This window comes from Janthinobacterium agaricidamnosum (genome assembly GCF_003667705.1).
GTDB lineage: Bacteria > Pseudomonadota > Gammaproteobacteria > Burkholderiales > Burkholderiaceae_D > Janthinobacterium.
The window spans coordinates 5,298,244-5,324,199 of the sequence record NZ_CP033019.1 but is presented as its reverse complement, the minus strand read 5'-3'; the positions used below and the strand labels follow the sequence as shown (position 1 = coordinate 5,324,199).

At 61.9% G+C, this 25,956-nt stretch carries 24 protein-coding genes; 9 read left to right on the top strand and 15 right to left on the bottom strand.

Annotated features, from left to right (window positions below; translation table 11 throughout):
• Nucleotides 1-4 precede the first annotated feature (4 nt).
• From panB to D9M09_RS24025, 6 genes are all read right to left on the bottom strand, one after another.
• Entirely contained in the window at nucleotides 5-880 is an 876-nt protein-coding gene (gene panB / locus D9M09_RS24050) for a 3-methyl-2-oxobutanoate hydroxymethyltransferase (RefSeq protein ID WP_175445216.1), read from the bottom strand.
• A 108-nt stretch (nucleotides 881-988) separates the two neighbouring features.
• Entirely contained in the window at nucleotides 989-1,465 is a 477-nt protein-coding gene (folK, locus tag D9M09_RS24045) for a 2-amino-4-hydroxy-6-hydroxymethyldihydropteridine diphosphokinase (protein WP_070311686.1), read from the bottom strand.
• The gene (gene pcnB, locus D9M09_RS24040; protein ID WP_070311685.1) at nucleotides 1,465-2,835 is read right to left on the bottom strand and encodes a polynucleotide adenylyltransferase PcnB; all 1,371 of its coding nucleotides are present in this window, start codon (nucleotides 2,833-2,835) and stop codon (nucleotides 1,465-1,467) included. The genes folK and pcnB overlap by 1 nt, the downstream gene beginning before the upstream one ends.
• Nucleotides 2,828-3,499, bottom strand: coding sequence for an HAD family hydrolase (locus D9M09_RS24035; protein ID WP_070291061.1), 672 nt, complete (start codon nucleotides 3,497-3,499; stop codon nucleotides 2,828-2,830). Before D9M09_RS24035 ends, pcnB begins: the two co-directional genes overlap by 8 nt.
• Nucleotides 3,499-4,167, bottom strand: a complete 669-nt coding sequence (hda, locus tag D9M09_RS24030; protein WP_058048421.1) for a DnaA regulatory inactivator Hda — start codon at nucleotides 4,165-4,167, stop codon at nucleotides 3,499-3,501. Before hda ends, D9M09_RS24035 begins: the two co-directional genes overlap by 1 nt.
• Nucleotides 4,168-4,243: 76 nt before the next feature.
• Nucleotides 4,244-5,326 (bottom strand): AI-2E family transporter, encoded by a 1,083-nt coding sequence (locus tag D9M09_RS24025; protein ID WP_121670559.1) that lies wholly within the window; start codon nucleotides 5,324-5,326, stop codon nucleotides 4,244-4,246.
• A 188-nt stretch (nucleotides 5,327-5,514) separates the two neighbouring features.
• On the opposite strand from D9M09_RS24025, the gene purM reads away from it, so the two are divergent.
• Entirely contained in the window at nucleotides 5,515-6,558 is a 1,044-nt protein-coding gene (gene purM, locus D9M09_RS24020) for a phosphoribosylformylglycinamidine cyclo-ligase (RefSeq protein WP_070220403.1), read from the top strand.
• Nucleotides 6,559-6,672: 114 nt separating this feature from the next.
• On the opposite strand, the gene D9M09_RS24015 is transcribed toward purM, so the two are convergent.
• The 4 genes from D9M09_RS24015 to D9M09_RS24000 all read right to left on the bottom strand — a co-directional run bounded on the left by D9M09_RS24015 (nucleotide 6,673) and on the right by D9M09_RS24000 (nucleotide 11,456).
• A complete protein-coding gene (locus tag D9M09_RS24015; protein WP_139143080.1) occupies nucleotides 6,673-7,194 on the bottom strand; it encodes a CHAP domain-containing protein in 522 nt (173 codons plus the stop codon).
• A gap of 41 nt (nucleotides 7,195-7,235) precedes the next feature.
• Entirely contained in the window at nucleotides 7,236-8,054 is an 819-nt protein-coding gene (locus tag D9M09_RS24010; protein WP_070290901.1) for a peptidoglycan-binding protein, read from the bottom strand.
• Between the two features lie 335 nt (nucleotides 8,055-8,389).
• Complete coding sequence (locus D9M09_RS24005) at nucleotides 8,390-9,721, bottom strand: MFS transporter (RefSeq protein WP_121670558.1); 1,332 nt, start codon at nucleotides 9,719-9,721, stop codon at nucleotides 8,390-8,392.
• Nucleotides 9,722-9,839: 118 nt separating this feature from the next.
• Nucleotides 9,840-11,456, bottom strand: coding sequence for a GMC family oxidoreductase (locus D9M09_RS24000; RefSeq protein ID WP_121670557.1), 1,617 nt, complete (start codon nucleotides 11,454-11,456; stop codon nucleotides 9,840-9,842).
• A gap of 163 nt (nucleotides 11,457-11,619) precedes the next feature.
• Between D9M09_RS24000 and D9M09_RS23995 the strand changes: the two genes are divergently transcribed.
• Entirely contained in the window at nucleotides 11,620-12,477 is an 858-nt protein-coding gene (locus tag D9M09_RS23995; protein WP_121670556.1) for an IclR family transcriptional regulator, read from the top strand.
• Nucleotides 12,478-12,600: 123 nt separating this feature from the next.
• Here the strand turns inward: D9M09_RS23995 and D9M09_RS23990 are convergent, their stop codons facing one another.
• The 5 genes from D9M09_RS23990 to D9M09_RS23970 form a co-directional block, all read right to left on the bottom strand.
• Nucleotides 12,601-13,827 (bottom strand): 6-phosphofructokinase, encoded by a 1,227-nt coding sequence (locus tag D9M09_RS23990; protein WP_070290904.1) that lies wholly within the window; start codon nucleotides 13,825-13,827, stop codon nucleotides 12,601-12,603.
• A gap of 109 nt (nucleotides 13,828-13,936) precedes the next feature.
• A complete protein-coding gene (locus D9M09_RS23985) occupies nucleotides 13,937-15,985 on the bottom strand; it encodes a sodium:solute symporter family protein (RefSeq protein ID WP_121670555.1) in 2,049 nt (682 codons plus the stop codon).
• Nucleotides 15,982-16,296 (bottom strand): DUF4212 domain-containing protein, encoded by a 315-nt coding sequence (locus D9M09_RS23980; protein WP_121670554.1) that lies wholly within the window; start codon nucleotides 16,294-16,296, stop codon nucleotides 15,982-15,984. The genes D9M09_RS23985 and D9M09_RS23980 overlap by 4 nt, the downstream gene beginning before the upstream one ends.
• A complete protein-coding gene (locus tag D9M09_RS23975; RefSeq protein ID WP_070220393.1) occupies nucleotides 16,289-17,827 on the bottom strand; it encodes a sensor histidine kinase in 1,539 nt (512 codons plus the stop codon). Before D9M09_RS23975 ends, D9M09_RS23980 begins: the two co-directional genes overlap by 8 nt.
• Entirely contained in the window at nucleotides 17,824-18,558 is a 735-nt protein-coding gene (locus D9M09_RS23970; protein ID WP_070220391.1) for a response regulator, read from the bottom strand. Before D9M09_RS23970 ends, D9M09_RS23975 begins: the two co-directional genes overlap by 4 nt.
• A gap of 254 nt (nucleotides 18,559-18,812) precedes the next feature.
• Between D9M09_RS23970 and recA the strand changes: the two genes are divergently transcribed.
• From recA to D9M09_RS23935, 7 genes are all read left to right on the top strand, one after another.
• Nucleotides 18,813-19,916, top strand: coding sequence for a recombinase RecA (recA, locus tag D9M09_RS23965; RefSeq protein ID WP_070220389.1), 1,104 nt, complete (start codon nucleotides 18,813-18,815; stop codon nucleotides 19,914-19,916).
• Nucleotides 19,917-20,143: 227 nt separating this feature from the next.
• Nucleotides 20,144-20,599, top strand: a complete 456-nt coding sequence (recX, locus tag D9M09_RS23960; protein WP_034788658.1) for a recombination regulator RecX — start codon at nucleotides 20,144-20,146, stop codon at nucleotides 20,597-20,599.
• Nucleotides 20,600-20,754: 155 nt separating this feature from the next.
• Nucleotides 20,755-22,293: a class I SAM-dependent methyltransferase gene (locus D9M09_RS23955; protein WP_121670553.1), complete on the top strand. Its 1,539-nt coding sequence runs from the start codon at nucleotides 20,755-20,757 to the stop codon at nucleotides 22,291-22,293.
• 278 nt (nucleotides 22,294-22,571) lie between these two features.
• Complete coding sequence (locus D9M09_RS23950; RefSeq protein ID WP_070220385.1) at nucleotides 22,572-23,132, top strand: DUF2889 domain-containing protein; 561 nt, start codon at nucleotides 22,572-22,574, stop codon at nucleotides 23,130-23,132.
• A gap of 75 nt (nucleotides 23,133-23,207) precedes the next feature.
• A complete protein-coding gene (gene sucC, locus D9M09_RS23945; protein WP_070220383.1) occupies nucleotides 23,208-24,377 on the top strand; it encodes an ADP-forming succinate--CoA ligase subunit beta in 1,170 nt (389 codons plus the stop codon).
• Between the two features lie 13 nt (nucleotides 24,378-24,390).
• Nucleotides 24,391-25,272, top strand: coding sequence for a succinate--CoA ligase subunit alpha (gene sucD / locus D9M09_RS23940; protein WP_034746085.1), 882 nt, complete (start codon nucleotides 24,391-24,393; stop codon nucleotides 25,270-25,272).
• Nucleotides 25,273-25,488: 216 nt separating this feature from the next.
• The gene (locus D9M09_RS23935; RefSeq protein WP_070220381.1) at nucleotides 25,489-25,953 is read left to right on the top strand and encodes a pilin; all 465 of its coding nucleotides are present in this window, start codon (nucleotides 25,489-25,491) and stop codon (nucleotides 25,951-25,953) included.
• The last annotated feature ends 3 nt before the right edge of the window (nucleotides 25,954-25,956 follow it).

Sequence of the window (25,956 nt, the reverse complement as noted above, 5' to 3'; positions counted from 1 at the left end):
TAGATCAGAAGCAGTGTTCCAGCGCCGGGAAGCTGCCGTCCTTGACGGCTTTGACATAGCCGGTGACGGCGTCGTCGATGCTGGCCGCGCCTTCCATGAAGTTGCGCACGAAGCGCGCCTTGCGGCCTGGGAAGACGCCCAGCATGTCGTGCATGACGAGGACCTGGCCCGAGCAGTCTGGGCCGGCGCCGATGCCGATGGTGGGAATCGTCAGCATGTCGGTCACTTCCTTGCCCAGCTGCGACGGCATGGCTTCCATCAGCACGATGGCGGCGCCCGCGTTTTGCAGCACCAGTGCGTCGTTTTTCAGCTCGGCGGCGCTTTCCGTGCTCTTGCCCTGCACCTTATAGCCGCCCAACTGGTGCACGAATTGCGGCGTCAGGCCGATGTGGGCGCAGATGGGGATGCCGCGCTCGGTGAGGAAACGGACGGTCTCGGCCAGCCAGGCGCCGCCTTCGATCTTGATCATGTGCGCGCCCGCCTGCATCAGGATGACGGCGTTGGCGTAAGCCGTTTCAGGCGTGCCGTATGCGCCGAACGGCAGGTCGGACAGGATCATGGCCGACTTGCTGCCGCGCGCGACGGAAGCCGTGTGGTAAGCCAGTTCGGCCACGGTGACGGGCAGGGTGGAGTTCAGGCCGTTGCAGACCATGCCGAGCGAATCGCCGATCAGCAGGATCTCCACGCCGCAGCGGTCCATCAGCGACGCGAAGCTGGCGTCATAGCAGGTCAGCATGGAGATCTTTTCGCCGGCGGCGCGCAACGTGGCCAGGGTATGGATGGTCACGGCCTTGTTGGCGACAGGCTTGGATGGCGCCGGCGCCGGTGTGGCGGCCTTGTCTTTTGCGGCCAGATCTGTTCCTTGCAAATAAGCGGACATAGGTATTCTCTAGAGTGAAAGGGGGGTGATGCTATTGCGACGCCGCTAGTGTAGTACTTTATAGGGCGGCGTGCAGGGGCGGCATTGTAGAGCAATGCCGCGCGGCGCTCAGAGCTGGCTGATGGCCTGGTCTGCCACGCCCGCCAGGTAGCCTTGCGCCGGGCCGAGGCCGGGCACGGCGATGGCCGGCGCCAGGGCCAGCAGCGGCACCAGCACGAAGGCGCGCTCGGTGAGGCGCGGATGCGGTACCGTCAGGGTGGCGCTGGCGATCTGTGCATCGCCGTACAGCAGCAAGTCCAGGTCCAGGGTGCGCGGGGCGTTGCGGTAGGGCCGTTCGCGCCCGTGCGCCGCCTCGATGGCGTGCAGGGCCAGCAGCAGTTCCTCCGCCGGCAGGGTGGTCGCGATGCGCGCCACGGCGTTGATGTAGTCGTCGCCGCTGGAATCGATGGGCGCCGTGCGGTAGCTGGCCGAAGCGTCCACGAGGGATGCACCGGGCAGGCGCGCCAGGCGCGCGATCGCCTCCTGCACATTCGCGCGCGCGTCGCCCAGGTTGGCCCCGATGCCGATGTAAGCGATCACTGACATTATTCGCCGCTGGTGCTGCCGGTGGTGGTGCCGCCGCCCGTTTTGCTGCGCGTGCTGCGGCGCGGCGGGCGCTTCTTCTTGACGGCGCCCGGCGCGGCATTGGCGCTGACGAGCAGCGCTTCGCGCGTTTCCTCGTCGCCTTCATAAAAGGCCGTCCACCATTCGCCGATGTCCGCGTCGATCTCGCCCGAGGCGCAGCGCAGCAGCAGGAAGTCGTAGCCGGCGCGGAAGCGCAGGTGCTCGAGCAGTTTGTACGGCGCCTTGCCGACCCGGCGCTCGAAGCGAGGCTGCATCGACCAGATGTCGCGCATGTCGGAACCGATCTTGCGCTGCAAGGCCAGTTTTTCCGTCTGCGAATCGAGCACGTCGTCGGCCGCCAGGTGCAGCGCGGGAATCGTCGACTCGCCGGCGGCGCGGTAGGCCGTCCATTTTTCCAGCACCTGGTGCCACAGCAGCGAGGCAAACAAAAAGCCCGGCGAGACGGTCTTGCCGGCGGCGATGCGCTGGTCCGTGGCGTCCAGCGCCAGGGTGACGAATTTCGCGCCCAGCGGCTGTTCCAGCACCACGTCGAGCAGCGGCAGCAGGCCGTGATGCAAGCCTTCTTTGCGCAGCTGCTGCAGGCAGGCCAGCGCGTGGCCGCTCATCAGGAGCTTGAGCATTTCATCGAACACGCGCGGCGCCGGCACGTTGTTGATCAGCGGCGCCATGACGGGAATCGGCGCGGCCGTGTGCGGCTCGATGGTGAATTTCAGCTTGGCGGCGAAGCGCACCACGCGCAGCATGCGCACGGGGTCTTCGCGGTAGCGCTCTTCCGGCTTGCCGATCATGCGCAAGGTCTTGGCGCGGATGTCTTCCACGCCGCCGTGGTAATCGAGCACCTCCTGCGTGGCCGGGTTGTAGTACATGGCGTTGATGGTGAAGTCGCGGCGCAGCGCGTCTTCATGCTGCAAACCGAAGGTGTTGTCGCGCAGGACGCGGCCATGTTCATCCTTGGGCGCGGAATCGGCGCCGGCGCCGCGGAAGGTCGTCACTTCCAGCAAATCCTGGCCGAACATCACGTGCACGATCTGGAAGCGCTTGCCGATGATGAAGGCGCGGCGGAACAAGCGCTTGACCTGTTCCGGCGTGGCGTTGGTGGCGATGTCGAAGTCTTTGGGTTTGACGCCCAACAGCAGGTCGCGCACGGCGCCGCCGACGACAAAGGCCTCGAAGCCTGCTTCCTGCAGGCTGCTGGTGACGCGGATGGCATTCGACGATACCAGTTTCGGGTCGATTCCGTGTTGCGCAGGACCGAGCACGATGGGTGCCGTGGTGTCGCGCGCTGCCTCTTTTTTAACGCCGAGGATCTTGCGGATGAATTTTTTAATCATTGAATAAGTGGAGTGATGGCCAGCCGTGGAGGGATGCGTGTGCGCTCAAAGCGGTGTTGGGATTGGTCGCGACCGGGTGGGTCACGACCGACAGCAAGGGAATATCGTTGTGCGAATCGCTGTAAAAATAGCTGCGCTCGAACTGCCCCAGTTCCTTGCCCATCTTTTCCAGCCAGGCATGGGTGTGGGTCAGCTTGCCCGCGCCCAGGGTCGGCGTGCCCAGCAGCTTGCCCGTGACATTGCCTGCGTCGTCATATTCGGGCATGGCGGCCAGCAGGTGCTCGACGCCGAGCGCATCGGCGATGGGTTTGGTGATGAAATGGTTGGTGGCCGTGACGATGGCCAGCAGGTCGCCCGCGTCCTGGTGTTGCTTGATCAGCGCCACGACTTCCGGGCGGATGGCCGGCAAGACCACTTCGGCCATGAATTGGCGGTGCAGCGCTTCGAGGCGTTCGCGCGGGAATTGCGCCAGGGTGCCGAGCGAGAATTCCAGGTACTCCACCGGATCGAGCGTGCCGGCCTGGTATTGCGCGAAAAATTCGTCGTTGCGGCGGGTGAATTCGGCGGCGTCCACGGCACCGATGCGTACCAGGAATTCGCCCCACTCGTGATCCGAGTCGATGGGCAGCAGGGTGTGGTCGAGGTCAAACAGGGCCAGATTCATCATTCTTTCGCTTCCGCCTGCAGCAACTCGCGCAACAATGGCAAGGTGATCGGGCGTTGGGTTTCCAGGGAGTAGAGGTCGAGAGAGTCCAGCATCGTCGACAGCGAACGCATGTCGCGCCGGAAATGGGACAGCAGATAGGGTAACACGCCGGGCGACAAGGTCAAGCCGCGGGTGGTGGCCGCCTGGGTCAGGGCGGCGATTTTTTCATCGTCCGTCAAGCCGTGGATCTGGTAGATCAGGCCCCAGCCCATGCGCGTGCGCAAATCTTCGCGCACGGGCAGCACGGCCGGCGGCACGGCGCCGCTGCACACCATGAAGGCCTTGTTGGCGCGGATTTCATTGAACAGGGCAAAGGCGTCGATCTGCGCCAGCGGCGACAGCTTTTCGCAGTCGTCGAGCAGGTACAGATCCACGTCGGGCGAATACACGAATTCGGACTCGATCGAGAATGGCGAAATGTAGCGCGCGCGCTCGGTGCTGGCCAGGGCCTTGAGCAGATGGCTCTTGCCGGCGGCCAGTTCGCCCCACAGGTAGGCAAAATGTTCGCGCGACGTGCGCGCGGCGAACTGGCGCATCAGCTGCGCCACTTCGGCATTCTGTCCCACCTCGAAGGTATCGAGGCTGTGCGCCTGGTCTGTGCCTAAATCGAGCACCAGTTGTTTCATGGCGTACGCCTTGTCCTGTTTTTCATTACTGCATGTGCATCGTGGTATTGCTAGGTTGATATGATATCCGCTTTTACTAGGTATTATAGAAGCTGCTGGAGAGGTAGTGGCGTCTTAGATGCTTAAAAGCGACCATCAGGACGGCAGAAGCGGGTAAAGCGAGCAAAACGCCGACGAAACCGAACAATTGTCCGAAAGCCAATAAGGCGAAGATCACGGCCAGCGGGTTCAGGCCGATGCGCTCGCCCACCAGGCGCGGCGTGAGGAAAAAGCCTTCGATGACCTGGCCGCAGCCATAGATGACGGCCACGGCGATGACGCCGCTCCAGTCGGCAAATTGCAGCAGGGCGGCGATCAGCGCCAGCATCAGGCCCAGGCCGAAGCCTAGGTAGGGGATGAACACCAGCAAACCCGTGATGATGCCCACAGGCAATGCGACTTCAAAACCGGCGATGGCCAGCGCCACCGAGTAATAGGTCGCCAGCACCAGCATGACGAGCAACTGGCCGCGCAAGTATTGCGCCAGCAGGGTGTCGACTTCCTGCGCCATGCCCACCGTACGGCCCACCCAACGGCGCGGCACGGCGCCGGCGATGCGCGCCAGCATCGGATGCCAGTCCAGCAACAGGTAGAACAGCACCACGGGAATCAAGACCACGGTGGCCAGCCAGCCCAGCACGGCCGTGCCGCCGATGCGGGCCGAGGCCAGCACGGTGCTCCAGATTTCATCGCCGCTGGTGGCCATCTGCTGGCTCAGCATGCGCTTGATGCCCGTGCCGTCCAGGCGCACGCGGATGCCCAGGTCGCGCAGTTTCGGCGCCAGGAACTCGTTCGCCTTGCTGATGAATTGCGGAATCTGCGCCTGCAGCAGCGGGATTTCCTTTTGCAATACGGGCACGACGATCAGCACGAGCGCCGTGATGGCGAGGAAAAACAACACTACGACGACCAGCACGGCCAGCGGACGGGGCACGTAAAAGCACCGGTAATGCAGGCGCTGCAAGCGGTCCACGCCGGGATTGAGCACGTAGGCGAGGATGGCGGCGGCCAGGAAGGGCGTCAGGATGGGGCCCAGGCTGACGAGCAGCAGCAAGAATGCCAGCCAGACCGCGATCCAAAATGCTGTTTGCTTCTGTTCGGCGGTGATGGCGAATGGCATGGAGTTTGTGCTGTTGCGTTAAAAAAAGGCAGTTAATTACGAAATGGCGGGGCAGTTTGATAAAATAGCGTCTTGATCGACCGAATTCACCCGCTGGCGCCCTGCCGCACGATGTTGAAAAACATGCTTGCGCGCGCGTGCCGGCGGGTATCCGCCTTCTATTTTACCGCCTCCGCTGCCACCACACCATGAACCAGACTTCTAATGTTTCCCTTTCCTACCGTGACGCTGGCGTCGATATCGACGCAGGCGACGCTTTAGTCGAAGCAATCAAGCCGTTTGCCAAGCGCACCCTGCGCGAAGGCGTGATGGGCGGCCTGGGCGGTTTTGGCGCCATGTTTGAAATCAGCAAGAAGTACAAGGAACCGGTGCTCGTCTCGGGCACCGACGGCGTGGGCACGAAATTGCGCCTGGCGTTCGAACTGAACCGCCATGACACGGTCGGCATCGACCTCGTCGCCATGAGCGTCAACGACATCCTCGTGCAAGGCGCCGAACCGCTGTTCTTCCTCGATTATTTTGCCTGCGGCAAGCTGGACGTGGCCATCGCCACCGACGTCATCAAGGGCATCGCCCAGGGTTGCGAACAGGCGGGTTGCGCGCTGATCGGCGGCGAAACGGCGGAAATGCCGAGCATGTACCCGGCCGGCGAATACGACCTGGCAGGTTTTGCCGTCGGCGCCGTGGAAAAATCGAAAATCATCGACGGCACCAAGATCGCCCCGGGCGACGTGGTGCTGGGCCTGGCCTCGTCGGGCGTGCACTCGAACGGTTACTCGCTGGTGCGCAAGATTATTGAAGTGGCAAAACCGGATCTGGAAGGCGACTTCCACGGCCGTAAACTCGCTGACGTGCTGATGCAGCCGACGCGCATCTACGTCAAGCCGTTGCTGGCGCTGATGGATGCCATGGAAGTGAAGGGCATGGTGCACATCACCGGCGGCGGCCTGGTGGAAAACATCCCGCGCGTGCTGCAGCCCGGCCTGGTGGCCGAACTGGACTCGAAGGCATGGACCATGCCGCCGCTGTTCACGTGGCTGCAACAGCACGGCGGCGTGGCTGACGCCGAGATGCACCGCGTCTTCAACTGCGGCATCGGCATGACCGTCATCGTCGCGCAGGAAAACGCCGACGCCGCCATCGCGCAATTGCAAGCGGCCGGCGAAACCGTCTCGCGCATCGGCACCATCCGCGCCCGCGTAGGCGATGAGCATCAGACCATCGTGATCTGAGCGTTACTGGCGCTGAGGGCATATGAGGCAAGGCATTCATGCCTTGCCTCACACTGGCAGAAAAAAAGCAGGCACTCGACAGTGTGCCTGCTTTTTTTTATGCAGCTGCTCGCGTTACGCAAACAGGCGGATGTACGATTTTGTCAGCGACCGCGCGCGTGTTTTTTCCCATACGCCATCCCCGCTATTGCTGTCGCGCTCACCTTTGCCGTTGGTATTGCCTTCAATTGTCATGATCGCACCAGCTTGAGAAGGTTGATCCTTGATGACCAAGCCAATATGTGAAAAGTCGTAGACAACGAAGTCGCCGGCCCTGGCGGCTTCTGTTTCTGGTAATAGCTCGATGTTTTTCTGTGCCGCCCACTTTTCCCAGCCAAATGCACTGGCGTCGCGGCAGCGCCACTTTTCGGCAGCGTTGACGGAATCGATGCCCAACGCGTCACGCACGCTTTCTTCGTGCAGCCATTCGCGCATGAGCCAGGCTGTAAAGGCTGCACACCAAGGCCAGGCACCCGGCATCATCCAAGTCGCTGACTGAAACTCTTCGATCCGCTGTCCGGTGTTATTGATGGGGCCTTCGCGCACTCCTTTTTCTTTACGCGCAAGAAAAATGAGTTTTTCTATGCTTGTGTTCATGATCCCGTCCTTTCGTGAAATTGCATACCAGCGCTTGTTCGTTATTGGAATCCGTTATTGATAAGTTTTTCTCCGACTAAATATGCGGACGTAAAGCGTTCCAGGCCATTGCTGCCGTTATTAACCTGCTTTCTGGCTAAAATAAAATTGTGTTGCAATAATGCTTGTTTTATTTCTATTTTTTTATCCGAGAGAAAAAGCGCCAGAATATTGGCCGCACATTCAGGCATATTCGCACGCTCGGGGGCATTCAATAAATCTTGTGATGGTGTCAAACGCGTTCCATAGCGCGCATAATTGTCGCGACCTGTTAGTTGGATGAAGCCACGGCCATGAAAGCGGTCCCCGTCGGGAGGCCCCTGATTACCCAGACTCTTTTTATAGTCATACAAATCGTAGGGCCGTCTGGAAGAGGGAGAGGTGTTGTATCTGGAAATGCCTTCATCGACAGGCAGGAATGCCTCTGTTTCTGCCCGGATTGTGGCTAACGCGGCCAATACCATGATTTTGTCTCCCAGGCCATGATTGCCCAATGCATCGAGTACAGGCGGCAGATAGCGCTTGATGTTATCGATGCGCGTATCGGGAAACATCTGGCTCACCACTTGCACCGAAACTTGTGTCCTGACGTCAGGCAAGTCATCGTTGTCGCACAGGTCAAGCAATGACAAGGTACGGGGGCCAGCTTCGCCATCAATGAGCAAGCCTTCGCTTTCCTGGAAGGCGACCACGGCGGCGGCCGTTGCTTGCCCGAACATGCCATCTTGCGCACCGGGATTGAACCCCCGTTCTGCCAGAGCCAATTGCAGGGCCACAACATCGCTGCCACTGCTATTGATTTTCAATAGACATTTTTTCATTATCTCTCCTTATTAAATTATTTTCTGCGCCAGAAAATTACGTATGATTATTTTTAATTGGCAGGGAGCCTGAAATGTCTATTTTTTGCCGGGGCATGCGTTATTAAATTCGGAAGGTTATGGTAGGTCCTGCTGGTGCTGGTGGTTTGATGAATGTCAAATGGACTTATTTTTATAAAAAATCCTTTCTGTGAAAATAAGAAAGTTTTTTGAGTGAATATATGTTATGGGGAATTGACTTGCAGTAAATGTGGTGGCGTGCATGATTATTTTGAGACGGCAATGCAGAAAAGCAGGCCTCTTCGAGAGCCTGCTTTTTTACGCCTGTTGCCAGCTTACCTTGCGTGCGCCGGCTTCATGCGGCCATCCGGCTGCGAGCCGCCCCTGCCGATCATGGCCACGCTGACGGCCGAGACGAGGGAGGCGAACAGGATGTAGCCGACGATGTGCCACGGCTCGCCATTGCCCGTCTTGAGCAGGTAGGTGGCGATGATGGGCGTCAGGCCGCTGGCGAAGATGCCGGAGAACTGGTACACGAAGGAGATGCCCGTGTAGCGCACCCTGGCGTCGAACAGGTCGCAGAAGAGGGCCGCCTCCGGGCCGTACACGGCCGAATACAGCACGCCCAGCGGGATGATCACGGAACACCACAGCAGCAGCGGATTGCCGGCGTGGTGCAGCATGATCCAGAAGGCGGGGATGGCCGACACGCCCGTGATCAGGGAGCCCCAGAAAAACACCTTGCTGCGGCCGATGCGGTCCGACAGGCGGCCGAAGAAGGGGATGCAGAAGCACATCACGACGGCCGACGCCATCACGCCCATCAGCGCTTCCGTGCGGTCTATCTTGATGGTGTTGGTCAGATAGGTGATGGAAAACACGCCGAAGATATTGAAGAACACGCCGTCGATATAGCGCGCGCCCATGCCTTTTAATACATTGCCCGGATAGCGCTTCAGCAGGTCGAAAAATGGAATCTGCGTCTCCGCGTTCTTTTCCTTGACGGCCTGGAACTCGGGCGTTTCCATCACGTTCAGGCGTATCCACATGCCGATGAAGACGAGGGCGGCCGACAGGATGAAGGCGACGCGCCAGCCCCAGGACAGGAATTGCGCGTCGCTCAAGCTGTACGACAGGATGGCCACCACGCCGGAGGCGAGGCACAGGCCGATGGCCAGGCCGATCTGCGGCAGGCTGGCGTAGAAGCCGCGCTCTTTTGGGGGCGCATATTCGTACGCCATCAGCACGGCGCCGCCCCATTCGCCGCCGAGGCCGATGCCTTGCAGCACGCGCAGGAACAGCAGCAGGCCCGGCGCCCAGTAGCCGATGTAGTCATAGGTGGGCAGCACGCCGATCAGGAAAGTGGAGATGCCCATGATCATCAGGGTCATGACCAGCATGCTCTTGCGGCCGATCTTGTCGCCGAAGTGGCCGAAGATCACGCCGCCGATGGGACGGGACAGAAAGCCCACGGCGAAGGTGCCGTAGGCCAGCATGGTCGAGACGAGCGGATCGCCGCCCGGGAAATACAGTTTGCTGAATACGATGCCGGCCACGACGCCGTATAAAAAGAAGTCGTACCATTCGATGGTGGCGCCGATCACGCTGGCCATCACGACTTTCCGCAGCTCTTGGGCTTTTTTCGGATTGCTGGGATTGTTGTCCATATCTAGTCTCCAATCGATATCGATTATGTGTTTGATGCCTGGCTTGTCGCCGGGTCATTGGAGGCGGGGCCGCCTGCCCGCCGCTGACATCCTCCTTGCCGGGAATGGAATGGGTGGGTCAGGCCGCCTGCGGCAGCCGCACGGCGTCCGCCAGGATCATGTCGGCCGCTTTTTCGGCGATCATGATGGTGGGCGCGTTCGTATTGCCCGAGACGATTTCCGGCATGATCGACGCATCGACCACGCGCAAATTCTGCATGCCGTGCACGCGCAGGCGCTCGTCGACGACGGCCATGGCGTCGTGGCCCATCTTGCAGGTGCCGCTCGGGTGATAGATCGACTGGCTGAAACGCCGTGCCGCGTCCAGCAGCTGCGCATCCGTCTCGAACTGCGGGCCGGGCACGAACTCTGAAATGATGTGCGGCGCCAGCGACGGCGCGGCGGCGATTTTTCGGGCCACGCGCAGGGCGGCAATCGCCGTCCGCTGGTCGCGCGGGTCGGACAGGTAGTTCGGGTAGATGCCCGGATAGGCGAGGGGATCGGCGGACTTGATCGACACGTGGCCGCGGCTGTGCGGACGCAGCTGGCACACGGACGACGTAAACGCGGAAAACGGATGGGCGCCTTCGCCCGGCTTGTCGGCGCTCAGCGGCTGCATGTGGAACTGAATGTCGGGCCGCTCCACTTCGGGCGAGGAGCGGGTAAATACCGTCACCTGGCTGGCTGCCAGAGTGAGGGGGCCGGAGCGGGAAAACACATATTGCATGCCCACCCACAGCTTGCCCCACAGGCTGTTGACTTCATCGTTCAGGGTTTTCAGCCGCGTCTTGAAGACGAGGCGGATTTGCAGATGGTCTTGCAGGTTCTGTCCCACGCCGGGCAAGTCGTGCACGAGCGGCACGCCCACTTGCTCGAGCAGCGTGCGTGGCCCGACGCCCGAGCATTGCAGGATTTGCGGCGAGCCGATGGCGCCCGCGCATAAAATCACTTCGCCGCTGGCGCGCGCCTGGCGCAGCTGGCCATCCTGCCGGAACTCGATGCCGACGGCGCGCTTGCCCTCGAACAGCACGCGCGTGATTTGCGCGCGCACTTCCACGCGCAGATTGGCGCGCTTGCGGGCAGGCCGCAAAAAGGCTTTGGCCGTGCTCCAGCGCAAGCCCTTGCTGGCCGTCTGCTGGAAGTAGCCGACGCCTTCCTGCGTGGCGCCGTTGTAATCGGCATTGAAGGGGATGCCGCTTTCCGTGGCGCCGGCGATGAAGTGCTCGGCGATGGGGCGGCGCAGCCGCAGGTCCGACACCTTTAACGGGCCGCCCACGCCGTGGTAGTCGCTGGCGCCGCGTTCCTGGTCTTCCGATTTTTTAAAATAGGGCAGCACCTCGGCATAGCTCCAGCCTGCGTTGCCCAGTTCGGCCCAGCGGTCGTAATCCTCTTTCTGTCCGCGCACGTACAGCAAGCCGTTGAGCGAGCTGGAGCCGCCCAGGACCTTGCCGCGTGGCCATTGCAACTGGCGCCCGGCGATGCCGGCGTCCGCTTCCGTACGGTAGCACCAGTCCAGCTTCGGGTCGTGCATGGTCTTGAAATAGCCGACCGGCACGTGTATCCAGGGATTGTTGTCCTTGCCGCCAGCTTCCAGCAGCAATACCCGGTTGTTGCTGTCGTGCGACAGGCGGTTGGCCAGCACGCAGCCGGCGGAACCGGCGCCGACAACGATGTAATCGTAGTGTGTTTGCAACATGGTGCTTGTCTCCTGCGTTGCGGTATCAGCTTGCCTCGGCGGGCGTTTTTTGCGATACACTGGTCTTTATTGATTATTTTTGGAACGTCTGGTTCCATTTATAAAAGACGTGCAGCACCGGGACAAGCGGAAACCGCCGCATACGCGAGAGGTGAAACAGAACATGCATGATGCGTTTCAAAAACGGCAGGCCGAGGCCGAAGAAGATAGCCCGGCGGGTGGAGCGGTTGGGGCCGGCGCGGCGGCCAGCCATGGCGACGAGGCGCGCGGCTTGCGCGTGCTGCGCCTGATCGAGCACCTGGCCAGCGCCAGCCAGCCCCTGACCCTGTCGCAGCTGGCGGCGCGCATGCAGGTGCCCAAGGCCAGCATGATGCGCCTGCTCGATACCCTGGAGCAACATGGCTATGTGCTGCGCACGCCCGTGGGGCGTGGCTATGTACCGGGTGCCGCTTCGACCAACCTGGCGCTGGCGACCTTGCGCAACAATGCCCTGATCCGCGTGAGCCGCAGCATCCTGGGCAGCCTGGTGGCGGCCACGGGCGAGACGTGCAATCTGGCCATTCCCGAGGGCAATGCCGTCGTCTACGTGGACCGCGTGGAAACGCAGGAACCGCTGCGCCTGCACCTGGTGCTGGGCACGCGCGCGCCCATGCATTGCACGGCCAGCGGCAAGCTGTTCTTGGCGTACATGAGTTTGCTGGAGCGGCGCGAATTGCTGGCCATGCTGACCCTGGAGGCGCGCACGCCGAAAAGCATCACGGATCCCGTGCTGCTCGAGCGCGAGATCGTGCGCATCGCGCGGCTGGGCATCGGCATCGACGACGAGGAATTCGTGCACGGCATGGTGGCCGTGGCCGTGCCCATCTGCGCGGCCGACGGGCGCATCGTGGCGGCCGTCGCCTGCCACGCGCCCGTGGCGAGAAAGTCCGTGGAGCAGTTGATGCAGCACGTGCCGCAGTTAAAAGAAGCGGCCGTCAAGCTGCGGCCGCTGCTGCTGGCAGAAACGGTTCACAACACCTAACAAAACCGTAGCGAGCGGATGTGAGTCGTGACCGAGACGCGCAGCTGTGCTGGGCACGGGGCCGCCGAGGCAGTGAGCATCGCAGGCCGCGACGCGCGACGCGCAGTAGGTTTGGTCAGGTGTTTAAGGTTTCAGGACCTTCGCCACCTTGGCCGCCCGCAGGCGGAACGCATCGGGCATGCCCGAGCCCAGCAGCGGACGCAGATACAGGCGGAAAGCATCGGTCACGTCCGTGCCGCTGGCGCTGATGAACTCGTCTTCCATGGTGCGCGTCTTGCCCGCGACCTCGGTCAGCGGCAGCAGTTCGTAGTCGACGGAATAAAAGCCCGTGCGCTTGATGGCGACGGAGCCGTCGCGGTCGCCCCACATGGCGAACTGCACGGCCTTCTCGCCCACTTCGCGGGCTTCGCGCTGGTCGACGTCGGAAACGCAGCCGATGAAGGAGCGTTGCAGATAGCCGAAGGTATCGCCGCGCACGCGCTTGATGCCGAGCTTGGCCTTGATTTCGTCGCACAGCAGGTCGGCCAGCGCGCCCGTGCCCGACAATTGCACATTGCCGTGCGCATCGCGTTCCACCTCATTGCCCACCTGCCTGGCCAGCAGGCTGGCGATCGGCTCGCCCGATGCATCGTGGATGCCTTCCGACACGGCGATCACGCAACGGCCATACTTTTCATAGGTGGCCTTCACGTCGGCAAGGAATTGCTCCAGCACGAAGACGCGCTCGGGCAGGTAGATCAGGTGCGGGCCATCGTCGGGGAACTTCTTGCCCAGCGCCGAGGCGGCCGTCAGAAAGCCCGCATGGCGGCCCATCACCACGCCCACGTACACGCCGGGCAAGGCCGCGTTGTCGAGGTTGGCACCGGCGAACGCTTGCGCGACGAAGCGCGCGGCCGAGGGAAAGCCGGGCGTGTGGTCGCTGCCCACCAGGTCGTTGTCGATGGTTTTCGGGATGTGGATGCAGCGCAGCGGATAGCCGGCCTTGTGCGCTTCCTCGCTGACGATGCGCACCGTGTCGGACGAGTCGTTGCCGCCGATGTAAAAGAAGTGTTCGATTTCGTGCGCGCGCAGCACTTCGAAGATTTGCTGGCAGTAGGCGATGTCGGGCTTGTCGCGCGTGGAACCGAGCGCCGAGGACGGTGTGGCCGCCACCAGTTCCAGGTTGTGGCTGGTTTCCTGCGTCAGATCGACGAACTCTTCATTGATGATGCCGCGCACGCCATGCAGGGCGCCATACACGCGCGTGACGTGCTGAAAACGCCGCGATTCGAGCACCACGCCCACCAGCGACTGGTTGATGACGGCGGTGGGGCCGCCTCCCTGGGCAACAAGAATTTTTCCAGACGGCATGGGATCTCCTCGTAAGTAAAACGGCCCTCCAGCCTACTCCTTTTTTAGCGGGGCGCTGTCTTTTCCCTATGCCGCAAGGGGAATTGATCTGGCGGGCCGGCCTGCCTATTCATTCCGGCGCCCGGATGTGCTCGACCAGTCCCCTGCTGCGCCGTCCCGGCGCCGGCGTCAGCCAGCTGACCAGCACGGCGGCGGCCAGGCCGGCCGGCACGCCGAAGATGCCGGCGGAAATCGGTGCGATATGGAACCATTGTCCGCTGGCATTGCCGCCCAGCATGGTGCTCGTATGCAGCATGTAGTACAGGCAGACGCCAAAGCCCGTCAGCATGCCGGCCAGCGCGCCCTGGTAATTGGCGCGTTGCCAGAAGACACCGAGCACCAGCGGCGGGAACAGGGTCGAGGCGGCCAGGGAGAAGGCCACGCCCACCAGCGACAAAATGTCGGCCGGCTTTTGCGAGGCCGCATAGGCGGCGATGAAGGCCACGGCCAGCAGCAGCAGTTTGGAAATCGTCACGCGCTTTTGCGTCGAGGCGCTGGGATCGACCACCTTGTAATAGACGTCGTGCGACAGGGCGTTGGAAATGGCCAGCAGCAAGCCATCGGCCGTCGACAGGGCGGCGGCCAGGCCGCCGGCCGCCACCAGGCCGGAAATCACGTAGGGCAGGCCGGCGATCTCGGGCGTGGCCAGCACCAGCACGTCGGCGTCGATGGAAATTTCCGCCAGTTGCACGATGCCGTCACGGTTGACGTCGACGATGCTGATCAGGGGACTGAGCTTGTCCACGTTGGCCCAGTACGATACCCAGGTGGGCAGGTTCGCGTATTGCGTGCCGACCAGTGCCGAGTAAATATCGTACTTGACCAGCACGGCCAGCGCGGGAATCGTGAGATAGATCAACAGGATGAAGAACAGGGTCCAGAACACGGAGACGCGCGTTTCGTGCACGGACGGCGTGGTGTACGATCGCATGAGGATGTGGGGCAGGGCGGCCGTGCCCAGCATCATGCAAAACACGAGGGCCAGGAAATTGTTGCGCTTGATATCGGATTGCTCGCGGTCGGCGGCGGGAAACGGCTGCGCGTGCGGAATGATCGGCTCGGCGCGTTTCTGGTTTTGCGCCTGCATCGCCTGCCACAGCACGCGTGCCTCGTCGGGGCTCTTCGGATAGGCGATCAGGTAGCGCTCCGCGTTGCGGATGTCGAACAGCGAGGTATTGCGCTGGCGCAAACTGTCGAGCTGGCGCTGGGCCGCCAGGCGGCCTTGCTCCCAGGAGCCGGGCAAGCCGTCGATGCGCGCCTGGTAGCTTTGCGCGCGCTGGCGGAAGATGGCCCGCACTTCGTTTTCTTTCGGGTCCGTTTCCAGCACGTGTTCGCGCGCGCTTAGTTGCGGCAGCACCTTGCCATAGGCGATCTGCGGCACGGGATTGTCCGCATGCTTGACCGACAGCCACATGGCGGGAATCAGAAAGGCGACGAGGATGATGATGTACTGCGCCACCTGCGTCCAGGTGATGGCGCGCATGCCGCCCAGAAAGGAGCAGACGAGGATGCTGGCCAGGCCCAGGAAGATGCCGACGGAAAAATCCACGCCCGTGAAGCGCGAGGCGATCAGGCCGACGGCGTAGATCTGCGCCACGACATACGTGAACGACACGATGATGGTGGCGGCCACGGCCACCACGCGCACGCTGGCGCCCCGTTTGTCGGTGCCGCTGCCGTAGCGCGCGGCGAGGAAATCGGGAATCGTGTATTGGCTGAACTTGCGCAGGTAGGGGGCGATCAATAGCGCCACCAGGCAATAGCCGCCCGTCCAGCCCATGATGAAGGCCAGGCCGTCGAAGCCGTTCAGGTACAGGCCGCCCGCCAGGCTGATGAAGCTGGCGGCCGAAATCCAGTCGGCGGCCGTGGCCATGCCGTTGAACATGGCCGGCACCCGGCGCCCCGCCACATAGTATTCGGTGACGTTCGAGGTGCGGCTGATGACGCCGATGGTGGCGTACAGGGTGATGGTGACGAGCATGAACAGGTAGCCGATCCACGCGCGCGGCATGCCTTCCTGTTCCAGCACCGACAGGGCCAGCAGGAAAGCGGCGAAACCGGCGGTAAACAGCAGGTAGTAGCGGCACAGGCGCGCAAAGAAGCTGCGCTGGCCGCTCATGCGTGCTCCTCGGCATGGAAAGCCCGGTCCAGGCGCCGCATGCGCCAGGCATACAAGGCGATGATGGACAGGTAGACGAGCGAGGCGCCCTGGGCCGCCATGTAGAAGGGCAGGGGCCAGCCGAACAGGTTCAGGTGCAAGAGCTCGCGCGCATAGAACACGGTCAGGAAGCCTGTCAGCAGCCAGACCAGCAGCAGGATGGCCGTCAGGCGCCGCGTCTTGCGCCAGTGCACGTCGCGGCGCGCCTGCAGTTCGGGGCCGGGCGCGCGCGCGGGCTGCAGTGGCGCTGCGGGAAGGCTGGGCTTATCCATACGTGATGTCATCCTCTTCTGGCGCTTCCGGCAACAGCAGGGCGATGCTCAGGCGCAGCAGGGTGCCTGGCAACTTGGGCGAAGTGGCGCGCGGATTGTTAAAAATATCGACTTCGGCACCATGCTGCTGCGCAATCTCGCGCACGATGGCCAGCCCCAGGCCGCTGCCGTCGACATTGCTGCCAAGAATGCGGTAAAAACGTTCGAACACGTGGGCCCGCTCTGCCGGCGCAATGCCGGGCCCCGTATCTTCCACTTCCAGGATGGCCAGTTCCAGGGTGCTGCGCACGCGCACCGTGACGCTGCCGCCAGCTGGCGTGTAGCGCAGGGCATTGTCGATCAGATTGCTCAGCAGCTCGCGCAGCATCATGGCATTGCCGGAAATCATGATCGAATAGGCGGGCTGTTCGAAGCCCAGGTCGATATGCTGGGCAAACGAGGCTTGCACCCAGTCCTGCACCACGCCGCGCGCCAGTTCGCTCAGTTCGATCGGCTCGAACGCCGTGCCCGCCTGCGGCTGGTTTTCCGCGCGTGCCAGGGCCAGCAGCTGGTTGACCAGGCGCGTGGCCGCTTCCGAACTTTTCGCCAGCTGCAGCAGCGAGCGGTGAATCTCGTCGTGGTCGGTCTGGCGCAGTGCCAGCTCCGATTGCATGCGCATGCCGGCCAGCGGCGTCTTCATCTGGTGCGCCGCATCGGCGATGAAGCGTTTCTGCATGTCGATCGACAGCGACAGGCGCGCCAGCATCTCGTTGAGCGAACCGACCAGCGGCGTGATTTCCTCGGGCACCTGGCCCGATTCGATGGGAGATAAATCGTCGGGCGGCCGGGCGCGTATGCGTTCCTGCAATTGCGCCAGCGGCGACAGCCCGCGCGCCAGGGCGAACCAGACCAGGGCCAGGATCACGGGCAGGATGATGAACTGCGGCAAAATCACGCCCTTGATGATTTCATTGGCCAGCTGGGCGCGCTTTTCCAGCGTCTCGGCCACTTGCACCAGCGCGCGGTGCGGTTCATCGTCGTTGCCGGCGGGAATATCGAGATAGCTGAACGCCACGCGCACGGGCGTACCGTGGATGGTGTCGTTGCGAAACAGCACCATGCCGCTGCGGTATTTGTCGGGGTCCTGCGGCGGCGGCAAGTCGCGGTCGCCGTCGAGGTATTCGCCGCGCGGACCCACCACCAGGTAATACAGGGTATCGACGTCGTCGCCGCGCAGGAAGTCGCGGCCCTTGTTATTGCTGTTCTTGTCCGGCACGCGGCGCAGCGGCGCGCCGTCGGCCTGCTTGACCTGTTGCGTCAGCACGGTGACGCTGTCTTCCAGCGCATGGTCGAACGGCTGATTGGCGATGCCCTTGGCCACCAGATAGGTGATGGCGATGCTCATCGGCCACAGCAGCAGCAGGGGCGCCAGCATCCAGTCGAGGATTTCGCCGAACAGCGAATGCTCGATGGTGTCGTCCTGCTCCGTTGTGGGCGGCTCGAACCAGTCGTCGTCGCCCGGCTCGTCCGCTGGCGCCTCGCGTGCCTTCACTTGCTGGCGGACCCGCTGGCCGGGGCTGCCGACTCGCCCGCTTCGGCGTTCAGGCGCGCCGCTTCCGAGTATTTTTCCAGGCAATAGCCGAGGCCGCGCACGGTGGCGATGCGCACGCCGCCCACCTCGATCTTCTTGCGCAGGCGGTGCACATACACTTCGATGGCGTTGTTCGACACTTCCTCGCCCCATTCGCACAGGTGGTCGACCAGCTGCTCTTTCGAGACGAGGCGGCCGGTGCGGCCCAGCAGGATTTCCAGCAAGCCCAGTTCGCGCGCCGACAGGTCGAGCATCTGGTCGTTGATGTAGGCGCTGCGCCCCACCTGGTCGTAGCTGAGGGGACCGTGCTTGATGATGGTGGCGCCGCCGCCGGCGCCGCGGCGCGTCAGGGCGCGCACTCTTGCCTCCAGTTCCGACAGGGCGAACGGCTTGGCCATATAATCATCGGCACCGAGGTCGAGGCCATTCACGCGTTGCTCGATGGAATCGGCGGCCGTCAGGATCAGCACGGGCAGCAGCGAGGCGCGCGCGCGCAGGCGGCGCAGCACTTCCAGGCCCGACATCTTCGGCAGGCCCAGGTCGAGGATCAGCAAGTCGAATTCCTGGGTGGACAGGGCCGTATCGGCTTCCTGCCCATTTTTGACGCAGTCGATGGCATAGCCCGACTGGCGCAGCGAACGGGTCAGGCCATCGGCCAGTACGCTGTCATCTTCGGCAAGTAAAATACGCATGGTGAGACTTCCTCGGCTTGCGGCATAGAAGCTTGTATTGTGTTTCATTTCCCGCAAGGTGGCGAGTTTTTGTGAAAAACCAGGCTTGTATTGATCTGTTTCAAAACAAATCCACGTTCCGCTTGCATTGATCACTGTTTTTTTATACAGTACTGTCTGTGTAAAGAATTTAACCCACTGGCGCTATCGCAGGCTGCACGGTTCACGTAGATGCGTCACGTGAATCCGCAACTGTAGAACGGCTGAAAGAACATATGGACGATAAAAAAGCTGTAGTACCCGCATCGGAAAAAGCCAAGGCGCTCGCCGCCGCACTGGCGCAGATCGAGAAGCAGTTTGGCAAAGGTTCGGTCATGCGCATGGATGCCAGCGCACCGATCGAAGAAGTGCAAGTCGTGTCGACCGGTTCGCTCGGCCTCGATATCGCGCTGGGCGTGGGCGGCTTGCCGCGCGGCCGCGTGGTGGAAATCTACGGTCCGGAATCGTCGGGTAAAACCACGCTGACCCTGCAAACCATCGCCGAAATGCAAAAACTGGGCGGCACCTGCGCCTTTATCGATGCCGAGCACGCGCTCGACGTCGGTTACGCGCAAAAGCTGGGCGTGAACCTGCATGAATTGCTGATCTCGCAACCGGACACGGGCGAGCAGGCACTGGAAATCTGCGACGCCCTCGTGCGTTCGGGCAGCGTTGACCTCGTCGTCATCGACTCCGTGGCCGCACTGACGCCACGCGCCGAGATCGAAGGCGACATGGGCGATTCCCTGCCAGGTTTGCAGGCGCGCCTGATGTCGCAAGCGCTGCGCAAGCTGACCGGCTCCATCAACCGCACGAATACCCTGGTCATCTTCATCAACCAGATCCGCATGAAGATCGGCGTGATGTTCGGCAGCCCGGAAACGACCACGGGCGGCAATGCGCTGAAATTCTACGCTTCCGTGCGCCTGGACATCCGCCGCACCGGCTCGATCAAGTCCGGCGATGAAGTGATCGGCAACGAAACCAAGGTCAAGGTCGTCAAGAACAAGATCGCGCCGCCGTTCAAGGAAGCGCACTTCGACATTCTGTACGGCGCCGGCACCTCGCGCGAAGGCGAAATCCTGGACCTGGGTTCGGATGCCAAGATCGTGGAAAAATCCGGTTCGTGGTACAGCTACAACGGCGAACGCATCGGCCAGGGCAAGGACAACGCCCGTGCCTTCCTGCAAGAGCGTCCGGCGCTGGCCCGCGAAATTGAAAACAAGGTCCGCGCTTCGCTGGGCGTGCGCGAACTGCCGCCGCTGGCCGCTGAAAAGCCGGAAAAAGCGGATAAGGCCGCCGACAAGGCTGCCAAGGCTGCGGAAACCAAGGCAGAGTAGGTCGGATTAGCGCGGCAAAGCCGCGCGTAATCCGACAACACCACAGACATCAACAATGTTGTCGGATCAGACGTCAACAATGTTGTCGGATTACGGCCCAAGGGGCCTAATCCGACCTACGCATGGCTTGTTGCAAGGTGTGACCATGATCGCCGTCCCGCGCTGTTGCGCCGGGCGGCGATTGTGTTTGGGTGATGTGATTGTGGAATGAAAGACAAGGTGGGTGTATGGCCGCAGTACAACTAAGCCTGAAGGGCAGGGCGCTACGCTTTCTGTCGATGCGCGAACACAGCCGCATGGAATTGCGGCGCAAGCTGCAGCGCCATGCGCAGGAAGGCGACGACGTGGAAGCCTTGCTCGACAGCCTGGAACAAGCCAACTGGCTGTCGCAGGAGCGCTTTTCCGAGTCGCTGATCCACCGCCGCTCGGCCCGTTTCGGCAACAGCCGCATCATGGCGGAACTGCAAAGCCATGGCATCGGGGGCGAAGCGTTGCAGGAACTCAAGGCGGGCCTGGCCGAAGGGGAAGTGGCGCGCGCCTGCGAGGTGTGGCGCCGCAAGTTTGGTCAGGTGGCGCAGGATGCCGAGCAGCGCAACAAGCAGATGCGTTTTTTGATGCAGCGCGGTTTTTCGCAGCGCGCCGTGCAGGTGGCCTTGAAGGGGCTGGATCCCGACGAGGAATAGCTCATCCAGGGCTGCCCGGCCGCCACGCCGTGACGCCAAGAACTGCGCTTTCAAACATCGTCTGATTCCAGTATGGTCACGCTGCGCGATCGGGTATGCTGGCGCTCGAACGCTGTGCGATGCGCGCAGCACCACTGATCGTGACAGGATGCAAGATGAGCAACTGGAATGCCGGCTATGTGGCCGAAATCGCCTATACCTATGGCTATTACGAAGAATTGAACCCTCTGCGCCTGCGCCTGCCCTTGCTGGCCGCCGGCCTGGCCTTGCCGGCCAGCGGCACGGCTTGCGAGCTGGGCTTTGGCCAGGGCATCAGCGCCAACATCCATGCGGCGGCGTCCGCCACGCGCTGGCATGGCAATGATTTCAATCCGTCCCAGGCCGCCTTTGCGCAGGAGCTGGCCAACGCGGCCGACGCTGGCGCGCAGTTCACGGATGAATCGTTCGCGCAGTTTTGTTGCCGCGACGACTTGCCCGATTTTGACTTTATCTGCCTGCACGGGATCTGGAGCTGGGTTTCGGCGGAAAATCGCGCGCTCATCGTCGACTTCCTGCGGCGCAAGCTGAGGGTGGGCGGTGTCGTCTTCATCAGCTACAACACGCAGCCAGGCTGGGCCGCAATGATGCCGATGCGCGACTTGCTGGCCGAACATAGCCGCGTCATGAGCGCCCCGGGCCAGGGCGTGCTGGCCAGAGTCGCTGGCGCCATCGATTTCGTCGACAGGATGATCGCCACGCAACCGCGCTACCTGGACGCCAACCCGCAACTGGCGGACCGCTTCGAAAAACTCAAGGCGATGGATGGACATTATCTTGCCCATGAGTATTTCAATGCCGATTGGCAGCCTATGGCCTTTTCCAGCGTCGCGGCCATGCTGGGCGAGGCCAAGCTCGAGTTCGCCGCGTCCGCCAACTATACCGCTCTGGTCGACATGCTGAACATGACGGCTGAGCACCAGCAGTTCCTGGCCGAGATACCCGATCCTATTTTTCGCGAGACGACGCGCTCCTTCCTCGTCAACGAGCAATTCCGCAGGGATTACTGGGTCAAGGGCGCACGCAGGCTGACGCCGTTCGCCCAGGCCAGTGCCTTGCGGGCCGTGCGCGTGATGCTGGCCGTGCCCCGCGACGAAGTGGTGTTGAGCGTGCATGGCGTGCTGGGCGACGCCGATATGGACGAGCGCGTCTATGCGCCCGTGCTGGACGCCATGGCTGACCATCGCGTGTACACGATAGGCGAACTGGAGCAGCAACTGGCTGGCAGCGAAGCCAGTCTGGCCGCCTTGCTGCAGATTATGCTGGTACTGGCCAGCAAGGGCAGCGTGGCTGCCGTCCAGGACGAGGCCGGCATCGCCGCGGCGCGGCCGCAGACGGCACGCCTGAATGCACACTTGCTGGAGCAGGCGCTGGCAAGAAGCGATTTGCACATCCTCGCCAGCCCCCTGACGGGCGGCGGTGTGGTTGTATCGCATTTACAACAGCTCTTCCTGTGGGCGAAACTGCAAGGTTGTCCAACGCCGCAAGACTGGGTGCGCACGACGTGGCCCGTGCTGCTGCGCCTGAAGCAGTTGATGACGAAGGATGGGCAGCCCTTGTTGACGGAAGAGGAAAACCTGGCCGAATTGTTGGCGCAGGCACAGTATTTTTCCGCGCGCATCTTGCCTGTTTTACGCGCACTGGGTGTGACTGACTGAGGCACGGTGCCGGCCAGCCTGCCGGTGCCGGCAAGCCTGCTGCCAAGTTATTTGAATTGCGAATGATCGTCATTGATTTTGCGATTTTCGTTAATGATTTGCGGCGGGCGGCACAAGCAATAAAAAATTATGTTGCGGCGCAACTAGCGCCCTGTGTGCTACACTTTTAGGGTTTTTGCGGCGCCGCAGGTGCGGTTGCTGTTCGTAGAAGCTGCGAACAGAGTGCTTTAGGCACATGGCTGCTTACTAATTATGGCCGCGCAAGCGGCATCGGTCTTATGCCCCTGTCAACTCCCGTATCCCGGCGCGCCCTACGGCACTCCCGCGTTATCGACGTCCAAGCGTATATGCGCGACGACGGCCTGTGGGATATTGACGCCCATATCACCGATATCAAAAGCTATGACGCGACCCTGGCCTCCGGCCCCCGTCCCGCCGGCGCCCCTCTGCATGACCTCCATTTACGCATTACCGTCGATCGCGCACTGACCATTGTCGAGGCCGAAGCTGCCTCCGATGCCGTGCCCTATCCCGGTTTTTGCGATACCATCGGCCCCGCTTACAGGGCGCTGATCGGATTGAATTTATTGAAGAATTTCCGCCGCGACTTGAAACAGCGCCTGGCGGGAATCGCCGGCTGTACCCATTTGACCGAACTGGCGCAAGTCTTGCCGACTGCGACGGTTCAGGCATTTGCCGGCGATGTCTGGTCGACCCGTGACGGTGCGAATGCTGACTTATCGCATGAAAAGCCGTTTCAACTCGACAAATGCCACGCCCTGCGCACCGATGGCGGGGCGGTTGCACAGTATTACCCGCGCTGGGTAGCCAAAGCGTGACCCCGGCGCTGTATTTCCTGTTTTTTTGCACCACTAACCGTATTTTTACACATCAGTATCAGAAGGGAAGCCAGCATGAAAATCCATGAGTATCAAGCCAAAGAAATCCTCCGGCAGCACGGAGTGACGGTACCACGCGGTATTCCGTGCATGTCCGTCGAAGAAGCCGTCAAGGCTGCGGAAACCCTGGGCGGCCCGGTATGGGTTGTCAAGGCGCAGATCCACGCAGGTGGCCGCGGCAAGGGCGGCGGCGTGAAAGTGGCAAAATCGATGGAACAGGTCAAGGAATACGCTGACCAGATCATGGGCATGCAGCTGATCACGCACCAGACCAGCGCCGAAGGCCAGAAAGTCAACCGCCTGCTGGTGGAAGAAGGCGCCGACATCAAGCAGGAACTGTACGTTTCGCTGGTCACCGACCGCGTTACCCAGAAAATCGTCCTGATGGCATCGTCCGAAGGCGGCATGGACATCGAAGAAGTGGCCGAGAGCCACCCTGAGAAGATCCACCACGTCACCATCGATCCGGGCGTTGGCCTGACCGATGCCCAGGCAGACGACATCGCCGCCAAGATCGGCGTGCCTGCCGGTTCCATCGCCGACGCGCGCGCCAACCTGCAAGGCCTGTACAAAGCCTACTGGGAAACCGACTGCTCGCTGGCCGAAATCAACCCGCTGATCGTCACCGGCAGCGGCAAGGTCATCGCCCTGGACGCCAAGTTCAACTTTGACCCGAACGCCCTGTTCCGTCATCCGGAAATCGTCGCCCTGCGCGACCTGGACGAAGAAGATCCAGCTGAAATCGAAGCGTCGAAATTCGACCTGGCTTACATTTCGCTCGACGGCAACATCGGTTGCCTGGTGAATGGCGCCGGCCTGGCCATGGCCACCATGGACACGATTAAACTGTTCGGCGGCGAGCCAGCCAACTTCCTGGACGTCGGCGGCGGCGCCACGGCAGAAAAAGTGACCGAAGCGTTCAAGATCATGCTGAAAAACCCAGGCCTGAAAGCCATCCTGGTGAACATTTTCGGCGGCATCATGCGTTGCGACGTGATCGCTGAAGGCGTCATCGCCGCAGTGAAAGCCGTTTCGCTGAACGTACCGCTGGTCGTGCGCATGAAGGGCACCAACGAAGACCTGGGCAAAAAGATGCTGGCCGATTCCGGTCTGCCTATCATCGCAGCCGACACCATGGAAGATGCAGCCAAGAGCGTCGTTGCCGCTGCTGCCGGTCAAGCTTAATTAAGGAATCAACATGTCCATTCTGATCAATAAAGATACCAAAGTCGTTACCCAAGGGATCACCGGCAAGACCGGCCAGTTCCACACCCGCGGTTGCCGCGACTACGCGAACGGCAAAGCTGCCTTCGTGGCAGGCGTGAACCCGAAGAAAGCCGGCGAAGATTTCGAAGGCATTCCTATTTTCGCTAACGTTACCGAAGCGAAAAAAGAAACCGGCGCCAACGTTTCCGTGATCTACGTGCCGCCAGCAGGCGCGGCCGCGGCAATATGGGAAGCTGTCGAAGCTGAAATGGATCTGGCCATTTGCATCACCGAAGGCATTCCTGTCCGCGACATGATGGCCCTGAAAGACCGCATGGCTAAAGCCAACAGCAAAACCTTGCTGCTGGGCCCTAACTGCCCAGGCCTGATCACGCCAGACGAAATCAAGATCGGCATCATGCCAGGTCACATCCACAAGAAGGGCCGTATCGGCGTGGTTTCCCGTTCGGGCACCCTGACCTATGAAGCAGTGGGTCAGCTGACCGCACTGGGCCTGGGCCAATCGTCGGCAGTCGGCATCGGCGGCGACCCGATCAACGGTCTGAAGCACATCGACATCATGAAGATGTTCAATGATGATCCAGATACCGACGCGGTCATCATGATCGGCGAAATCGGCGGTCCGGACGAAGCCAACGCGGCTTATTGGATCAAAGACAACATGAAAAAACCGGTCGTCGGCTTCATCGCTGGCGTAACGGCTCCTCCAGGCAAGCGCATGGGCCACGCCGGCGCGCTGATCTCGGGCGGTGCCGATACGGCGCAAGCCAAGCTGGAAATCATGGAAGCTTGCGGCATCACCGTGACCAAAAACCCGTCGGAAATGGCGCGTCTGCTGAAAGCCATGCTGTAATTTCAGCCTGATTCATGCAGTATAAAAAAAGGAGCTTCGGCTCCTTTTTTTTTGTCCGCAAGACAGGCCGATTCCCGCCCTGGGGCGACGGCGCTGGTCCGAATCCGCCCAAATGCGTCGCTTTTCTTTCCATGTCTGCCAACGCCGCCCCGGGGCGCCGCTGGCACGGCGCTTGCACCATGCACGGCGTGACCAACTGCACTCCGGGAGGATGCGATGCGCGCGCAAAGCGGATTTACCCTGATAGAACTGATGATCGTGGTGGCCATCGCCAGCATCCTGGCGGCCGTGGCCATTCCCCAGTACGGCGACTATACGATGCGGGCCAAGGTCAGCAACGTGCTGGCCGCGGCCGCGCCCCTGAAGACGGCCGTGGCCCTGTGCGTGCAGGAAAATGGCGGCGAGGCGGCCGCCTGCAGCACCCCCACCGAGGCCGTGCCCAGCGCCATCCCCGTGTTCAGCCCGACGCGCGAAGTGGCCGGCGCCAAGGTCGACAAGGGCAATATCGAGCTGACCCTGGCGGGCGACCTGGGCAGCGGCTTGGGCGGTCAGAAGGTGAACATGGAGTTGCAGCTCGGCACCAGCAGCCTGAGCTGGTTTAACAGCACCACCGTGACGAATGCGGCAGCCAAGGAAGCGATTACCCGCACGAATATTCCCAAGGTGGTGGCGACGCAGTAAGCG

Coding starts and splice junctions, on each gene's coding strand:
- D9M09_RS23935 (WP_070220381.1), top strand. CDS start 25,489: ATGCGCGCGCAAAGCGGATTTACCCTGATAGAACTGATGATCGTGGTG.
- recX (WP_034788658.1), top strand. CDS start 20,144: ATGGCCGCAGTACAACTAAGCCTGAAGGGCAGGGCGCTACGCTTTCTG.
- D9M09_RS23955 (WP_121670553.1), top strand. CDS start 20,755: ATGAGCAACTGGAATGCCGGCTATGTGGCCGAAATCGCCTATACCTAT.
- sucD (WP_034746085.1), top strand. CDS start 24,391: ATGTCCATTCTGATCAATAAAGATACCAAAGTCGTTACCCAAGGGATC.
- D9M09_RS23950 (WP_070220385.1), top strand. CDS start 22,572: ATGCCCCTGTCAACTCCCGTATCCCGGCGCGCCCTACGGCACTCCCGC.
- purM (WP_070220403.1), top strand. CDS start 5,515: ATGAACCAGACTTCTAATGTTTCCCTTTCCTACCGTGACGCTGGCGTC.
- D9M09_RS24005 (WP_121670558.1), bottom strand. CDS start 9,721: ATGGACAACAATCCCAGCAATCCGAAAAAAGCCCAAGAGCTGCGGAAA.
- D9M09_RS23990 (WP_070290904.1), bottom strand. CDS start 13,827: ATGCCGTCTGGAAAAATTCTTGTTGCCCAGGGAGGCGGCCCCACCGCC.
- D9M09_RS24000 (WP_121670557.1), bottom strand. CDS start 11,456: ATGTTGCAAACACACTACGATTACATCGTTGTCGGCGCCGGTTCCGCC.
- D9M09_RS23980 (WP_121670554.1), bottom strand. CDS start 16,296: ATGGATAAGCCCAGCCTTCCCGCAGCGCCACTGCAGCCCGCGCGCGCG.
- D9M09_RS24015 (WP_139143080.1), bottom strand. CDS start 7,194: ATGAACACAAGCATAGAAAAACTCATTTTTCTTGCGCGTAAAGAAAAA.
- D9M09_RS24035 (WP_070291061.1), bottom strand. CDS start 3,499: ATGAATCTGGCCCTGTTTGACCTCGACCACACCCTGCTGCCCATCGAC.
- D9M09_RS24025 (WP_121670559.1), bottom strand. CDS start 5,326: ATGCCATTCGCCATCACCGCCGAACAGAAGCAAACAGCATTTTGGATC.
- D9M09_RS23970 (WP_070220391.1), bottom strand. CDS start 18,558: ATGCGTATTTTACTTGCCGAAGATGACAGCGTACTGGCCGATGGCCTG.
- sucC (WP_070220383.1), top strand. CDS start 23,208: ATGAAAATCCATGAGTATCAAGCCAAAGAAATCCTCCGGCAGCACGGA.
- D9M09_RS23995 (WP_121670556.1), top strand. CDS start 11,620: ATGCATGATGCGTTTCAAAAACGGCAGGCCGAGGCCGAAGAAGATAGC.
- D9M09_RS24010 (WP_070290901.1), bottom strand. CDS start 8,054: ATGAAAAAATGTCTATTGAAAATCAATAGCAGTGGCAGCGATGTTGTG.
- pcnB (WP_070311685.1), bottom strand. CDS start 2,835: ATGATTAAAAAATTCATCCGCAAGATCCTCGGCGTTAAAAAAGAGGCA.
- hda (WP_058048421.1), bottom strand. CDS start 4,167: ATGAAACAACTGGTGCTCGATTTAGGCACAGACCAGGCGCACAGCCTC.
- recA (WP_070220389.1), top strand. CDS start 18,813: ATGGACGATAAAAAAGCTGTAGTACCCGCATCGGAAAAAGCCAAGGCG.
- panB (WP_175445216.1), bottom strand. CDS start 880: ATGTCCGCTTATTTGCAAGGAACAGATCTGGCCGCAAAAGACAAGGCC.
- D9M09_RS23985 (WP_121670555.1), bottom strand. CDS start 15,985: ATGAGCGGCCAGCGCAGCTTCTTTGCGCGCCTGTGCCGCTACTACCTG.
- folK (WP_070311686.1), bottom strand. CDS start 1,465: ATGTCAGTGATCGCTTACATCGGCATCGGGGCCAACCTGGGCGACGCG.